Below are 13,794 nucleotides of genomic sequence, written 5' to 3'. Positions count from 1 at the left end.
CACCGACCGCAAGAACCCCGGTCACCCAGACCGCAACACCCGAACAGGAAGGAAGAACCCCGATGTTGAAGCTCTTCATCGCCCTCCAGCTGGCGGCGCTGACCACGCTCGCCTCCCTCGAGGACCGCGTCACCAGGCAGCGCGACGAGCGTGGCTCCGTCACGATCGAGCAGGTCATCTGGGCCGGCGCCGTGATCGTCATCGTCGGCATCGTCGTCGCGGCCATCAAGTTCTTCGTGACCAGCGAGTCCGCCAAGATCAAGTAGCCGGGACCGATCTCGCCATGTTCGCCAGCCTCCACCGCCGCCGCAGCCGGGACGAGCGCGGGTCAGTGACCATCCAGATGGTCTTCCTGATGCCCGCGCTCTTCCTGCTGATGTTCCTCGGCCTCCAGGGCGCCCTGTACTACCACGCGAAGCAGGTAGCGCTCGCGGCCGCGCAAGAGGGCGCCCGCGAGGCAGGCAGCGAGACCGGCACCCGCGACGCAGGCGTGGCCACGGCGAACACGTTCCTCCAGGACGCCGGCGGCGCCGACGTGATGACCTCGACCAGCGTCTCCGGATCACGGACCACGACCACCGCCACGATCACCGTCACCGGCCAGTCCATGAGCGTGATCCCCGGCTGGCACGTCACCGTCACCCAGAGCGCCAGCGTCCCGGTCGAAAGGCTGACCGAATGACCAGGCAGACGAAGCGGAGTGCACGGCGCCGGGACGAGCGCGGATCGGTGGCCATCGAGGCCGCGATCGGCGTCCCGGCCTTCGGCCTTTTCGTGGCGATGATCATCCTCGGCGGCCGCGTGGAGATCGCCAACCAGGCAGTGGACGCAGCCGCCTACGAGGCAGCCCGCGCGGCCTCGATCGAGCGCACCCAGAGCGAGGCGATCAGCTCCGGGAAGTCCGCGGCCACCAGCAGCCTGAGCGACCAGGGCCTGCAGTGCACGACCACCAACATCACGGTCAACGCCGCGGCGTTCAACGCCCCGCTGGGAACCACCGGCCAGGTCACCGCCACCGTGACCTGCAAGGTCGACGTCGCAGACCTGAGCATCCCCGGCCTCCCCGGCACCCGCACCATCACCGCCACCGCGAGCAGCCCCGTCGACGCCTACCGGGAGCGCCGATGATGAGCCACCGCATCCGAAGCCTCACGCCGCGGCGCTCGCGCGATGAGCGCGGCTCCATCAGCGTCTGGTTCGCCACCGCGTCGTTCGCGATGATCATCCTCGTCGGGATGGCCGTCGACCTCGGCGGCAAGGTCCACACCCAGCAGCAGGCCCGCAGCGCGGCATCCCAGGCCGCTCGCACCGGCGCTCAGGAGGTCCAGGGCTCGACCGCGGTGCGCGGCGAGGACCTCCACGTCGACATCAACGCCGCCAAGGCAGCTGCCTTGGACTACCTCCACGCCGCCGGCGTGGAAGGGACGGCGCGCGTCGTCGACGGCGACACCCTGATCGTCACCACCACCGACACCTACACCAGCAAGTTCCTCGGGATCATCGGCCTGGACTCCATGCAGGTCACCGGGGAGGCGTCCGCGCGGCTCATCCGCGCCGAAGGAGGCATCGAGAGATGACTACGCCCACCCATCCCACCCTGGGCCAGCGACTCACCGGCCTCGCCGCGGCGCTTGCCGTGCTCGGCATCGTCCTCGGGCTGCCCGCACTGTTCCTCGCGATCGGCGCCAGCCCGATCCCGGACCAGGCGCCGACCCTGGACGGCATCAGGAACGCGCTCCTGGCGCCCGACGACGGCACGCTCGTCCTCGGCCTGTTCAAGGTGATCGGCTGGGCCGCGTGGGCCTTCATGGCACTGAGCCTGGTCGTGGAGACCATCGCCCGGCTCCGCAAGGTCCAGGCGCCCCAGCTGCCCGGCCTTCGACTCCCTCAGAGCGGCGCACGCAGCCTGATCGGCCTGGCCGCGCTGCTGTTCATCGCCGCCCCCATCGCCGCGCAGGCAACCACGGCAGCCCCGGCCGCCGCGGCCCCGGTGGCCGTGGGACACGTCACCGCCGGCGCCGTCGACCAGGCGCCCGCCCACCAGGACGTCAAGGTCGAGACCAAGCGGGAGCGCCAGCACAAGACCGTCGACCACGCCGTGAAGCCGGGGGAGAGCCTGTGGTCGATCGCCGAGGACCACTTCGGCGACGGCGCCCGGTACAAGGAGATCGCCGAGCTCAACCGCGATCTCCTCGGCGCGCAGCCGAGCTTCCTCGAGCCCGGCTGGGTCCTCAAGCTGCCCGCACCCCAGGCGAAGGACGCCCCCGCGCATCAGTACGGCGTACAGCCCGGCGACACCCTCAGCGAGATCGCCCAGGAACAGCTCGGCGACGCCGACCGCTGGCCCGAGATCTACCAGGCCTCCACCGACATCACCCAGCCCGGCGGAGCCCAGCTGACCGACCCCGACGTCATCGACATCGGCTGGAGGCTCAACATCCCCGGAGCCGAGACCCCAGCCAGCCACGAAGACCAGCAGCCGGTCGACCCACCGGCCGAGGAGAACCCGTCGGTCGACCCGCCGGCCCAGGAAGAGCCCCCGGTCGTCCCGGAGTCCGAGGTGCCCGAGACCGCCGCGCCGGACGTCGCCCCGCCCCAGGCCGAGGAGCCAGCGGCCCCGGCTGCGGACGTCGACCAGGTCGACGACGCCGACGACTCGATCCTCGACGCGCCGTGGGTCCTCGCCGGTCTGACCGGCGGGGGCGTCCTGCTGTCCGGTGCCCTGCTCATGGCCCTGCGGTCCCGCCGCCGTGCCGGCTACCGGAACCGGCAGCCCGGTCGCGCGATCGCCGCGCCGCCTCCGGAGCTCGCACCGGTCGAGATGACCCTCAACGCCACCGGCGCTGCGGCCGCGGCCACCGTGGAGTTCGCCGACGAGGCGCTGCGCCGTCTCGCGGCCGCCGTCGGCGCGCAGGGCACCACGATGCCGCCGCTCGCTGCCGTCGAGCTCGCGAACGGCAAGCTGACCCTGCACCTGAGCGCCCCGGCCGCCGTCCCGGCGCCCTGGGCGGGCAGCCCCGACCAGACCCACTGGCACGTCACCACCGACACCGACGCCGACGACCTCGGCCCCGACACCGGCAATGTCGAGCCGCCCTACCCGCTCCTGGCCACCATCGGGATGAGCGACACCGGCGAGACGTGGCTGCTCAACTGCGAGGAGCTGTCCACCCTCACCATCAGCGGCGACCCCACCTTCGGCCGGGACTTCGCCCGCCACCTCGCCGCGCAGCTGGCTGTCAACCCGTGGTCGCGGCGCGTGCAGGTCGACTGCATCGGTGTGGCTGAGGAAGCCGTCGCCATGGACGAGCGGATCAGCTACTACCCGACCGGAGCAGCCGGGTCGCCCGCGGCCGCGGAGGTCCTCGCTGCCGCCGTCACCACCGTCGACCGGGCCAAGCGACACGACACCGACGCGTCCACCGCCCGCACCGGCAGCGTCGACGACGACACCTGGCCGGCCCGGATGCTGCTGCTCGACGCGGCCACCGGAGACCCCGAGGACCTCGAGCAGCTGCTGCAGCTGGTCAACGACCACGTCGGGCAGTCCGCGACCTCCATCGTCGTTGCCGGCGAACGCCCCAACACGCCCGGCGCTGTCCTGCACATGACGAACACCGGCCGCGTCGTCCTCGAGCACGCCGGCCTCAACCTCATCGCCGTCGGCCTCACCAGCGACGAAGCCCGCGGCTGCGCCCTCGTCTACGCACAGAGCGAGGTCGCCGAGGACGTCCCCGTGCCGGTCGACGAGACCGCCACCGACGGCTGGGAGGCCTACACCGACCAGTCCGGGGCACTGCGCCGCGAGTACACCCTGCCGCGCAACACCCCCGCCGACGCCGTCGACGAACCCCTGTCCTCCCTCCTCGAGGGCGACGACGAGGACTACATCAGGCAGAGCGCGATCGTCCAGGAGGACCTCGAGACGCTCGCGCCGAAGGTCCCCGAGCACGTCCGCGCCGAGGTCGAGCAGAGCGACCCCACCCTCGACCAGGACATCGCCGACTGGTTCTCCACCGACTGCGCCCGTCCCCGGCTCAGCCTGCTCGGCCCGGTCACCGCTCGAACCCACGGCAAGGCCCTGGCCAAGCGCAAGCCCTACTTCACCGAGCTGCTCGCGTACCTGGCACTGCACCGCAAGCACGGCGCCACCCGCGAGGAGATCGGCGAGGCCTTCGGCATCACCCCCGGCAAGGTGCGCGACTACACCAACACCGTCCGCGAGTGGCTGGGCACCAACCCCAGCACCGCCGAGCCCCACCTGCCCCACGCCGACAAGGCCCCCGCCACCAAGCTCCGCGGCGTCAACGTCTACCAGGTCGACGACGGCCTCCTGGTCGACCTCCACCTGTTCCTCCGACTGCGCAAGCGCGGGCAGGCCCGGGGCGGCGCCGAAGGCGTCACCGACCTGTGCACCGCGCTCGAGCTCGTCGGCGAAGCCAAGCCGTTCAGCCAACTGCGTGAAGAGGGATGGTCTTGGCTCGTCAACGAGCCCGACCGCGTCGACCTCATGGCGTCCGGCTGGATCGCCGACGTCGCCCTCATCGTCGTCACCGAGGCCCTCGCCGCCGGCGACCTGGTCAAGGCCCGCTCCGCCGCCTACGTCGCCAACCGGGCCGACCCCGACGGCGAGAGCACCCGCCTTTGCCTGGCACACGTCATGAAGGCCGAAGGCGACCAGCTCGAGGCCGACCGGATCCTCCGCGAGGAGATCTGCAACCGGTCCGACGACGGCGACGCCCCGCTGGAACTGTCGGAGCGTACGAAGACCATCATCAGTACCCACGGCTGGCTCGCGAGCTGACTCGGGAAGGGAGCGCCCAGCACATGACCACGTTCGACCAGGAGCTCACCGGCCGCTACGTCGCGGCCGGCGGAGATCGCCCCGACCTCGACGCCCGACGCGTCGCCCGGGCCGTCTTCGTGCGAGACACCGTCCGCGCGCTCTACAACGCCGACAAGAAGTTCGGCATCGACCCCGCCGACAACGGCTCGCTGGCCGAGCTCGTAGACGCCGCCGAAGAACACCTCGAGCACATCGCCAACGACGTCAGCCAACGCTCAGTCATGGCCCCGCCCAACACAGGAGGAGACACCGCATGAGGAAGCACCACTCCGCACTCGGGGGAGTGGCCCTCGCCCTGGCCCTGACCCTCACGGGCTGCTCGGACGACGGCACCGATCCCGACGCCACCGACACGCCCACCGCGACACCGAGCGAGACGCCCACCAGCGCCTCACCCACGCCGAAGACACCCGAGGAGAAGGCCGCAGCCCAGCTGCAGACCTACCTCGAGGTCCGCGATGTTGCCTATGAGAAGCGGACCATCGACTTCAAGACCCTCAACCCCGTCGCGACCGGAGGGGAGTTCCTCGAACTGCAGGAGGCGGTCGTGGACATGACAATGGCTGACGTCACCAAGACCGGTAAGTACGTCCACACGCTCGGGGAGCCGCGCGACCGCGGCAGCTCGATCGAGATCACGGACTGCGAGGACCGCACCGGAGTCACCGTGAAGGTCAAGGGCAAGGTCCGCACGCCCGACTACAAGGCACCGGACGGCAACCCTCTTCGCAACCCGGCGCCCGTGAAGTACACGTTGATCAAGGACAAGGGCACATGGAAGGTGTCCGAATCCGATCTGCTCTGGGACCAGTCATGCTGAGGCGCCTCCTTGCGCTACTGGCGATGCTGGGCGCGTCGTTCGTAGTCGTGATCGCCGTGGCGCCTTCTGCGATCGCTGACTGCAACGTCGACGAAGAGACTGGCGAAGTCGTGTGCGAAGAGGGCAACGGTGGCGACGACGGCGGTGGCCAGACCGGCGGCTCCTCGACCTGCAAGTACGACGGGAAAGAGATCCCCTGCACCGGCCCGGAAGGGTCGGTCTGGAGCAGCAAGTACGCGTGCTGGATCGGGGAGAAGGGCCCGGACGACATGGCCCCGCCTGAGGGCCAGACCAAGGAAGACGGCTGGTGGCACGTCTGCTACTTCCCGCCGCCGGGGTCGTCGTGGGAGTACATGTGGATCTTGACCGGCGAAGTCGGAATCGACCCGGTGGTCCTCGCCGAGCGCGCGATCGCCTCGATGAACCTGGACCCGATCGAGATCGGCATCGTTCCCGAGTCGGGAGCTAGCCGCGCCGGCTTGGTCGGCCTGCCGGTGTGGATGTGGGTCGACCAGCCGACCGACGTCACCTTCGGGCCGATCACTGCGTCCGCGGCCGAAGGAACGGTCTCGGTCAGCGCAACGGCGAACGTCTCCAGCATCGTGTGGAACATGGGTGACGGGAAGAAGGTCAACTGCACGGGCAAGGGCACGCCGTACGCCGATCACTATGGGAAGCAGGCCTCCCCGACCTGCGGACACCGCTACGCGAAGATGTCGAGCGACCAGCCCGACGGTGCGTACCAGGTCACTGCGACCAGCCACTGGGTGGTCGAGTGGACCGGTGGTGGCCAGTCCGGAACCATCGAGTTCGACCTGACCACCGAGCCGCTCCCGATCCGCATCGGGGAGGCCCAGGTGCTCACCCAGTGACGACCACCAGCCCGTTCTAGTTGAAGTCAGCAGGGCAGCAGGAGGCGACTGAGCACCTGTCGGTCGCCCCTGACATGCCTCCGGGTACCGCTAGAGGCGGACGTTGTCCGGAGGCGGTGGGCACAGTCGATCACGGCGCGCCTGGTCTGCCAGGTCGGATCGCTCGACTAGGTTTGGTCCATCGCTCTGGAGCAAGGGGTACCCGGGAGCTTGACGAGGAGAGAGATGACGGTCACCACCCGGAACCGAGAGTTTCGAGAAGCTAAGCGGGCGAAGAAGGATGAGTTCTACACGTCCTTCAGCGACATCGCGCTCGAGCTGCAGCACTACACGGCCCACTTTGAGGGCAAGGTCGTCTACTGCAACTGCGATGACCCGCGAGCCAGCAACTTCTTCCGCTACTTCGCGACCAACTTCGAGAAGCTCGGGCTGAAGAAGCTCATCGCGACCTGCTACCGCAGCCAAGACGCCACCCAGTTCGGATGCGACGAGTCTGAGCAGGCCGTTTATCTCGAATACACCGGCGACAAGAACGGCAATGGCGTCCCTGACGTCGATGAGATCGGCGTGCAGCCGCTTGACGGCGACGGTGATTTCCGCAGCGCCGAGAGCGTCGCTCTGCTCAAGCAGGCCGACATCGTCGTGACGAACCCGCCCTTCTCGCTCTTTCGCGAGTACGTTGCCCAGCTCGTCGAGCACGAGAAGCAGTTCTTGATCATTGGGAACATGAACGCCTTGACCTACAAGGAGATCTTCCCGCTGTTCCAGAACGACCAAGTCTGGTACGGACCAAGCATCCGCAGCGGCGACCGTGAGTTCCGCGTCCCGAACGATTACCCGATCACAGCTGCTGGGTCTCGCATCGACGAAGCAGGGAACAAGTACGTCCGCGTGAAGGGCGTCCGCTGGTTCACCAACCTCGAATACCCGGGTCGGCACGAGGAGCTGGACCTGCGGATGACCTACAACCCAGCCGCCTACCCGAAGTACGCGAACTTCGAAGCCATCGACGTCAGCAAGACCATGCACATCCCGGTCGACTACGCTGGGCCGATGGGCGTGCCGATCACGTTCCTGGACAAGTACAACCCGGACCAGTTCGACATCCTGGGCTCCAGCAAGACACTTGGTCGCCCCATGTCCCAGATCGCTGAGAAGGGCACGTTCATGCAGGGTGGGCCACGGTTTTACCTGCCGAACGGCGATGGCACCTATCGTCGGATGTACGACCGGATCGTCATCAGGAACAAGCAGCTGTGATTGCCAAGGGCGCGCGGCAGCAGAGAGGTAGCCATGTCGTACCGCTACCTCGGTAACAAGACGCGCCTGACCGAGTGGATCGTGGGCGAGATCAGCCGCGTCCTCCCCGCAGGTTCATCGATCGCTGACCCGATGTGCGGCACCGCATCGGTCTCCATGGCCCTCGCTCGCGCCGGCTACTCCGTTACGGCTGCAGACGCCCTGACCTTTCCTGTCGTCCACGCCAAGACTCGCCTGCTGGCCAAGCAGGCCCCGGCCTTCAAGGCACTCGGTGGATACGGCGAGGCCCTGGACTGGATGAGCTCGGCCGCGCCGGTCAAGGGCTACTTCTTCAAGGAGTTCGGCGAGGCGGGCCAGCCGGCGAACGGCAGGGCGCCGCGGCTCTACTTTTCAGCTGACAACGCCGCGCACATTGACGGCATCCGCAAGGGCATCCTCGAGCTCGCAGGTGCGGGTCAGGTTGATGAGGTCGAGCACAGCGTGCTCCTTCACCATCTGATCTTGGCCACGAACAAGGTCGCCAACATCAGCGGCACCTACGGATACTTCCGCCGCACGCTCTCCGGTCCGGCGCTCCGCCCGCTGGCCTTCGATCCCCTCGAGTTCGAGTCGACCCCCGGCGACCACACCGTCCTGCATGGACCGGTGGAGGACCTGGCTTCGGTCCTGAAGACGGACGCTGTCTATCTCGATCCGCCGTACACCAAGCGTCAGTACGCCGGGAACTATCACGTCCTGGAGACCCTGGCGCGCGAGGACGAGCCTGTCGCGGCCGGGGACGGTGGCCTGCGGCCGTGGATGGAGCAGGCCTCCGACTTCTGTTACCGCCGCAGTGCCGGGCAGGCCTTCCGCGAGACGTTGAAGCGGCTCGAGGCCAAGCACGTGTTCATCTCGTACAGCGAGGACGGCCAGGTGCAGGAAGATGAGCTGTTCTCCATCCTGAGCGACTTCGGAACCGTCACACTGCATGAGCAACCCCACGTCCGCTATCGCAGCAACGACCGAGTCAAAGATGGATCGGTGCTCGAGCGCCTGTACCACGTAGAGGCCTTCTAACCCATGTCGCAGAAACTGAATATCGACCGCATCTGGTGGCGGAACGTCCAGCCGGGCGAGTTCTACAACATCGAGCGCTACCCGCAGATCCAGGGCGGCGGCGGCTCGCTCTACATCGAGGTCCCTGCGTCGATGGTTCCGGAGACCCTCGACTTCCTCGACGCGACCGGTGCCAACGTCGAGGCGTTGCCAGTCATCACCATTGAGGCCGGTGTGGTTGGCCATCCTGGTCTCTCTGGTCCGATCGAGTTCCACCGCAAGAAGGGCGCGCGAATGCGCATCGCCCGGCAGAATCGCCAGCAGACTTCGTCAGCCCGTCACCCTGCCTGGATGGCCGCGCGCGGCTTCCCGACCGCGCCGGACGACGTCGCCAACAAGGAGGCAGCGCTCCCGTACTTCCCGCAGGGCGGCTTGCGCATCTACATCGCAAAGACCTTCGATGGCGAGTACTTCGCGGGCTTCACCAAGGGCCCGCGTCCGGCGAGCGTGACCATCAACAGCCCCATGTTCAAGCTCTACCCGCAGGGCAAGGTTGTTGGCGGCGTAATCAATGAATGAGGGACGGCGTGGCTGACAAGATCGACGACATCCTGACGTCGTGGAGCGCTGGCCGGAACGCTCTGCTCTACGGCCCGCCGGCTACAGGCAAGACCCGCCTGATCTCGGAGCTCTTCAAGGCGCTTGAGACTCCGCCAGAGGCCACGAAGGGTATCCAGCTCGATCCCACGGACATGGACACTCCGTTCACGAGGCCCGATCAGGAGATCAAGATTCCGCAGCCGATCAAGGTTGTGTGGACGACGTTCCACCAGTCCTACGGCTACGAGGACTTCGTCATGGGCCTTCGGCCCGAGATCACGGCTGACGGGACGCGTCTGCAGCCCTGGGCGGGCGTCTTCCTCGACGCTGCCCTCGAGCTCAACGACCCCGACTCGAAGTACAAGTCGGTCGTGATCTTCATCGATGAGGTCAACCGCGGCAATGCAGCACGCATCTTCGGCGAGTTCATGACCTTCCTCGACTTCGACTACCGCGACGGCGGCACCGTGCCGCTGCCGCTCCCGCTGCGCCAGTTGACGTACGAGGACGACCAGAGCGAAGAGATCCGCCGCCCCAACGGCAAGGTGACGACGATCCCCAAGGGCTTCACCTTCCCCAAGCACGTCTACATCGTGTCGACCATGAACAGCGTCGACCGCGCGGCAGTCCCGATCGACAGCGCCCTTGCACGCCGGTTCGACCGAATCGAGATGCGCCCCAGCCTCGAAGTGCTGGCCAATCACTGGGGCCTCGACAAGACCGCGATCCCGACGCCTACCGACGAGAACTGGGAGACCCTCACCCCGTTCGAGACCGGCTACCTCCTTCTCGATCGTCTCAACGTCGCCATCGCTTCCGACCTTGGCCCGGAGTTCGAGCTCGGCCACGGCCTTCTTGTCCCCGTGCAGGCCACCAAGAAGGACGCCTCAGGCGCAGATCAGCCGGTCGACGAGAAGGAGGCCTGGCACAGCCTCGCCAAGACCTGGGATGACGTCCTCTTCCCGCAGCTCGAGGACAGGTACTCGGGGCGCCCTGAGCAGTTGATGGACCTGCTGCACGTCGACACTCCGCCTTCCGCGGGCGGCTACGCCTGGACCCTCCGCACCGCCCTGGGCGGCACCGTGGAGGCCCGCACTCTCGCGCCAGCCCGGGTGAGCGAGCTCGACATCGATGTCATCAAGAGGTCGTTCAGGTGGCTGACGCGGTAGCGGCTCTGCCGCGGATCGAGCTGCAGGAGTACGGCGCGCCCGTCGTCATTGACGCCGCAGACATCGACCACCTGGCCCTGATCGAGGCCAACAAGCGCTGGAAGCGCGCCCTGGGACTCTCGGGTGACCCCATCAAGGTTGAGGACCTCGGCGACGGGCGAGTCAAGTTGCGGGCCGAAGCCGTGACCGGCGTCGTTCGGATTGGCCACACCGACCTTGAGATCGCGCCGAAGTTTCTAAGTGCTGGCGACAGCGGGTGGCAAACCGTGCTGTGGCGGATTCTCTCGGTCGTCGAGGGAGGCCACGTCGATGAGAACCTCACGACCGCCCACGACCTGGCATCCCTCTCCATGCCGGACTTGCTCGCCGAGATGTTGCTGGCGTCATACGCCAAGGGTGCTGCCCGCGGACTTCCGCGCGGCTACCTCACAGAGCAGGCATCCGGAAACACCCTGCGCGGGAGTCTGGACCCTTCTCGGCTGGGGGAGTGGGTGGCCCGCCCGTGGGAACTCCCGTACGTCGCCGATCTGCTGACTGATGACACATCTCTTGCGCGACTACTGCGCTGGTCCGCCGAGTGTCTCGCCGCCACGGTGAAGGCTCCTGGGCGCGCCCGCGCCGTCCGCGAGATCGCTGCTGGTCTATCCCACGTCGGCCGGCAGCCTCCGCACCTCTTGGACGCGCAACGGATCTCCCTCGGCATCCAGCACCAAGGCCTCGAAGCGGCACGAATCGTGGGCCTACTTCTCCTCGAGGGAGCAGGCGTCCACCACGCAAGCGGGGATCACGCACTGTCAGGCTTCCTGTGGAACTCCGACGTGATCTACGAAAACTACATCTACTGGCTCTGCCGTCGCGCTGCCGCGCGACGCGGTGAACGGGTCAGCAAGGGTGCGATCAAGTTCGGCGAGGTCATCGCCGGCGAAGGTTCGAAGCTCGAGACCACACCAGACGTGGTCTTCCGTGATCCCAGTGGCGTCACGGTCGCTGTGACGGACTCCAAGTACAAGCGCCTTGGGACGCGTCCGAAATCGTCTGACACCTACCAGGTGCTGACCGCCGGCCACGTCCTTGGTTGCCAGAGGATCTCCCTCACCTACCCGGTGGCCGTAGACCGCGAGCCGACAAGCTGGCGGGTCGCCTCTGCTCTCGGCGGAAGCGATATTGAGCTCACGGCGCTGCCGCTCAACCTCATGTCGCTAACGCTGCCTGAGGGGCCACGGCTGCTGATCGACAAGGTGTGCACCTGGCTAGATGCTGAGCTCTTCGCAGAGACTGCCGCGAATGCCCCAGTCGCTGCCGGTGGCTCACAGTGAGCGTCCCACCGGTGGCCCGTCAACCGGGCTGAGCCCAATCCTGGGGGTTGCCCGGGGTTGCTCGCTCGCTAGAGCTCGAAGATCGTGTCGGGGTCGTCCATTGCGCGTCGCAGTTCAGCAATGTTGCCGAGGCCCGCGAGCGGCGAGGTTCTCGCGACCTCGACGATGCCGCCGACGATGGTCTGCATGGCGGTGACATCGCCGGACTGGATCGCGAGGTTGAGGCTCTCGAACAGCTGCCGACTGGTCTCGCGGCGTTCCGGGTACTCCCGGTCGAAATAGTCCTGAACGATCGTCTCGAACAACTTCAGGCGCGCGACCTCGGTCTCCCGATAGGTCTTCAGCTTCTCCCGCTTGGTGCTCTCGGTCTCGTGGACCTGGATCGCCTCACGAACCACCGTCACGACCTGGTTGAAGGCGTTGAGCGCATCAGCCCCGCTGACCTTGCTTGCCGCGCCAGCCACCAACTCGGTCGCCTTGGCGGGCAGGTTAGAGCTCTTGGCGGTGTTGCTTTGATCAGACATTCGCGTCCTCCGTGGGTGCATCGCGGTACTTCAGGATGAGGGGTTCGGTACTGTCGTCGAGGTTGCCGACGTCATCAGCGATTGGCGCGGTGGCGACTTCGCGCACCGACATGACGAGGATCAGCGCGGCTTGGAGCTGTTCGGCATGAACCTCGATGTCGAACGACTCGGCCTCGAGGCGGTCGAGCGCGCACGTCGCGCGCGAGGACAAGGCCACGAGGATCTCGTCGAGTTCGTGCGCCCGGTCTTGCACGCCGCGCAGGAGTTGGTCGCGGATGTCGAGTCGGGCGATGGCGACATCAACCTCTGTCCGGTACGCCTCTGCTTCGGTGCGTGCCTTGGTTCCTCGGTTCTTCACAGCGAGACCTGCGATGAGCAGTCCGGTGCCGACCGGCGCGGCCCTCAGCACGGTTCCGCCGAGCGACATGCCGCCGCCACCCGCCTCCAGGCTGCCGCCGCCCAGAGCAGCACGGGTGGCGCTCTCCTTGGCGGCCCCGTGGAGGGATGAGATTGCCGTCCCGGTACTGGCCTTCATCTGGCTGGTGACCGCTTTGCGTAGCGCTGCTGGCGTTGCCGCGCCGACCGCGATGGAACCGGTCACACCGCCGACCCAGCCCGCGACGTCGCGGTCGAGTCTGGCCGCTCCGACGATCCGGGGTGTGGATCCGTCTACCCCCGCGATGATGAGATGCGCGTGAGCTCGAACCTGCTTCTCGTGTCGCTCCAGGAAGTCGCGCATCCGGAAGATGACCTCACACTGTGCGTTCTCTTGCTTCTGTCCGAAGGCCCGCAGCGCCTCGTTCGTGTGCATCACCTGCTCGCCGTGTGAGTCGTAGCGGCGTTCGTAGCGCGCCGCGTTGTGGCGCATCTGGAGTTGCGCTCGCCCGATCTGTACTCCACCCACTGCGCCTGCGACCGCGCCGCCGCCCCCGGCGAGAGCGCTGCCAGCGAGGATGACGACAGGGAGTGGCTTGACGGCCATTGTCGGTACCTCCTCCGGAGCACTTGGCGGGCCTCACCACGCCGGAGGAACGTCCGACGGCTATCGACGTCGGTGCCGACTCGGATGATGACGGTACACGGGACAGGACGCCGTCGGTCACGGTTCCGGCGAGGTGATTGGACCGTGCCCTTCCGCGCCTTTGGGTGCACGTCCACCCGCTGACGCCGGGCGCCTCAGTCCTTTCTCGCTGCAGGTCGACAAGCCGAGAAGCCGCCCGTCCAAGGGTCAGCCGGAAACTTCTTCAAACTTTCGGGGGGACGCCCTCTGACCTGCGGAAACGCGCGTCCCCCCTGTGCGTCCCCCCTCCATTTCGGGGGTTTGGGGGGACAGATGCAGGGACGCCCGATCG

Annotated in this window: 15 protein-coding genes; 13 read left to right on the top strand and 2 right to left on the bottom strand. The window is 67.4% G+C overall.

What is annotated here, in order from left to right; genetic code table 11:
- The first annotated feature begins 62 nt into the window (after positions 1-62).
- The 13 genes from ACYQ1K_RS14270 to ACYQ1K_RS14210 all read left to right on the top strand — a co-directional run bounded on the left by ACYQ1K_RS14270 (position 63) and on the right by ACYQ1K_RS14210 (position 11,918).
- Positions 63-266 (top strand): hypothetical protein, encoded by a 204-nt coding sequence (locus tag ACYQ1K_RS14270; RefSeq protein ID WP_056890682.1) that lies wholly within the window; start codon positions 63-65, stop codon positions 264-266.
- Between the two features lie 17 nt (positions 267-283).
- Positions 284-682 carry a TadE/TadG family type IV pilus assembly protein gene (locus ACYQ1K_RS14265; RefSeq protein WP_459983713.1) on the top strand — a complete coding sequence of 133 codons (399 nt, stop codon included), beginning with the start codon at positions 284-286 and terminating at the stop codon, positions 680-682.
- Positions 679-1,128, top strand: coding sequence for a TadE/TadG family type IV pilus assembly protein (locus tag ACYQ1K_RS14260; RefSeq protein WP_459983710.1), 450 nt, complete (start codon positions 679-681; stop codon positions 1,126-1,128). Before ACYQ1K_RS14265 ends, ACYQ1K_RS14260 begins: the two co-directional genes overlap by 4 nt.
- Entirely contained in the window at positions 1,128-1,577 is a 450-nt protein-coding gene (locus ACYQ1K_RS14255) for a TadE/TadG family type IV pilus assembly protein (protein ID WP_459983708.1), read from the top strand. The genes ACYQ1K_RS14260 and ACYQ1K_RS14255 overlap by 1 nt, the downstream gene beginning before the upstream one ends.
- Positions 1,574-4,804, top strand: coding sequence for a LysM peptidoglycan-binding domain-containing protein (locus ACYQ1K_RS14250; protein ID WP_459983706.1), 3,231 nt, complete (start codon positions 1,574-1,576; stop codon positions 4,802-4,804). Before ACYQ1K_RS14255 ends, ACYQ1K_RS14250 begins: the two co-directional genes overlap by 4 nt.
- A gap of 23 nt (positions 4,805-4,827) precedes the next feature.
- A complete protein-coding gene (locus tag ACYQ1K_RS14245) occupies positions 4,828-5,103 on the top strand; it encodes a hypothetical protein (RefSeq protein WP_459983704.1) in 276 nt (91 codons plus the stop codon).
- On the top strand, positions 5,100-5,666 hold the full coding sequence (locus ACYQ1K_RS14240; RefSeq protein WP_459983702.1) for a hypothetical protein: 567 nt from the start codon (positions 5,100-5,102) through the stop codon (positions 5,664-5,666). Before ACYQ1K_RS14245 ends, ACYQ1K_RS14240 begins: the two co-directional genes overlap by 4 nt.
- Positions 5,660-6,538 carry a hypothetical protein gene (locus ACYQ1K_RS14235; protein ID WP_459983700.1) on the top strand — a complete coding sequence of 293 codons (879 nt, stop codon included), beginning with the start codon at positions 5,660-5,662 and terminating at the stop codon, positions 6,536-6,538. Before ACYQ1K_RS14240 ends, ACYQ1K_RS14235 begins: the two co-directional genes overlap by 7 nt.
- A gap of 225 nt (positions 6,539-6,763) precedes the next feature.
- Positions 6,764-7,798, top strand: coding sequence for an adenine-specific methyltransferase EcoRI family protein (locus tag ACYQ1K_RS14230; protein WP_459983698.1), 1,035 nt, complete (start codon positions 6,764-6,766; stop codon positions 7,796-7,798).
- 33 nt (positions 7,799-7,831) lie between these two features.
- The gene (locus ACYQ1K_RS14225; RefSeq protein ID WP_459983697.1) at positions 7,832-8,854 is read left to right on the top strand and encodes a DNA adenine methylase; all 1,023 of its coding nucleotides are present in this window, start codon (positions 7,832-7,834) and stop codon (positions 8,852-8,854) included.
- Positions 8,855-8,857: 3 nt separating this feature from the next.
- A complete protein-coding gene (locus ACYQ1K_RS14220; protein WP_459983696.1) occupies positions 8,858-9,412 on the top strand; it encodes a hypothetical protein in 555 nt (184 codons plus the stop codon).
- An 8-nt stretch (positions 9,413-9,420) separates the two neighbouring features.
- A complete protein-coding gene (locus tag ACYQ1K_RS14215; protein ID WP_459983694.1) occupies positions 9,421-10,602 on the top strand; it encodes an AAA family ATPase in 1,182 nt (393 codons plus the stop codon).
- Entirely contained in the window at positions 10,587-11,918 is a 1,332-nt protein-coding gene (locus ACYQ1K_RS14210; protein ID WP_459983692.1) for a 5-methylcytosine restriction system specificity protein McrC, read from the top strand. The genes ACYQ1K_RS14215 and ACYQ1K_RS14210 overlap by 16 nt, the downstream gene beginning before the upstream one ends.
- 68 nt (positions 11,919-11,986) lie before the next feature.
- Here the strand turns inward: ACYQ1K_RS14210 and ACYQ1K_RS14205 are convergent, their stop codons facing one another.
- Entirely contained in the window at positions 11,987-12,442 is a 456-nt protein-coding gene (locus ACYQ1K_RS14205; RefSeq protein WP_459983690.1) for a hypothetical protein, read from the bottom strand.
- Positions 12,435-13,310, bottom strand: a complete 876-nt coding sequence (locus ACYQ1K_RS14200) for a hypothetical protein (protein WP_459983688.1) — start codon at positions 13,308-13,310, stop codon at positions 12,435-12,437. The genes ACYQ1K_RS14205 and ACYQ1K_RS14200 overlap by 8 nt, the downstream gene beginning before the upstream one ends.
- Positions 13,311-13,794 lie beyond the last annotated feature (484 nt).

Source organism: Nocardioides sp. AN3, from assembly GCF_054653495.1.
Note: the sequence above shows the minus strand (reverse complement) of the source record. Positions and strands in the feature narration are given on the sequence as shown.

Coding starts and splice junctions, on each gene's coding strand:
- ACYQ1K_RS14205 (WP_459983690.1), bottom strand. CDS start 12,442: ATGTCTGATCAAAGCAACACCGCCAAGAGCTCTAACCTGCCCGCCAAG.
- ACYQ1K_RS14200 (WP_459983688.1), bottom strand. CDS start 13,310: ATGCGCCACAACGCGGCGCGCTACGAACGCCGCTACGACTCACACGGC.
- ACYQ1K_RS14270 (WP_056890682.1), top strand. CDS start 63: ATGTTGAAGCTCTTCATCGCCCTCCAGCTGGCGGCGCTGACCACGCTC.
- ACYQ1K_RS14230 (WP_459983698.1), top strand. CDS start 6,764: ATGACGGTCACCACCCGGAACCGAGAGTTTCGAGAAGCTAAGCGGGCG.
- ACYQ1K_RS14225 (WP_459983697.1), top strand. CDS start 7,832: ATGTCGTACCGCTACCTCGGTAACAAGACGCGCCTGACCGAGTGGATC.
- ACYQ1K_RS14220 (WP_459983696.1), top strand. CDS start 8,858: ATGTCGCAGAAACTGAATATCGACCGCATCTGGTGGCGGAACGTCCAG.
- ACYQ1K_RS14260 (WP_459983710.1), top strand. CDS start 679: ATGACCAGGCAGACGAAGCGGAGTGCACGGCGCCGGGACGAGCGCGGA.
- ACYQ1K_RS14250 (WP_459983706.1), top strand. CDS start 1,574: ATGACTACGCCCACCCATCCCACCCTGGGCCAGCGACTCACCGGCCTC.
- ACYQ1K_RS14235 (WP_459983700.1), top strand. CDS start 5,660: ATGCTGAGGCGCCTCCTTGCGCTACTGGCGATGCTGGGCGCGTCGTTC.
- ACYQ1K_RS14245 (WP_459983704.1), top strand. CDS start 4,828: ATGACCACGTTCGACCAGGAGCTCACCGGCCGCTACGTCGCGGCCGGC.
- ACYQ1K_RS14255 (WP_459983708.1), top strand. CDS start 1,128: ATGAGCCACCGCATCCGAAGCCTCACGCCGCGGCGCTCGCGCGATGAG.
- ACYQ1K_RS14265 (WP_459983713.1), top strand. CDS start 284: ATGTTCGCCAGCCTCCACCGCCGCCGCAGCCGGGACGAGCGCGGGTCA.
- ACYQ1K_RS14240 (WP_459983702.1), top strand. CDS start 5,100: ATGAGGAAGCACCACTCCGCACTCGGGGGAGTGGCCCTCGCCCTGGCC.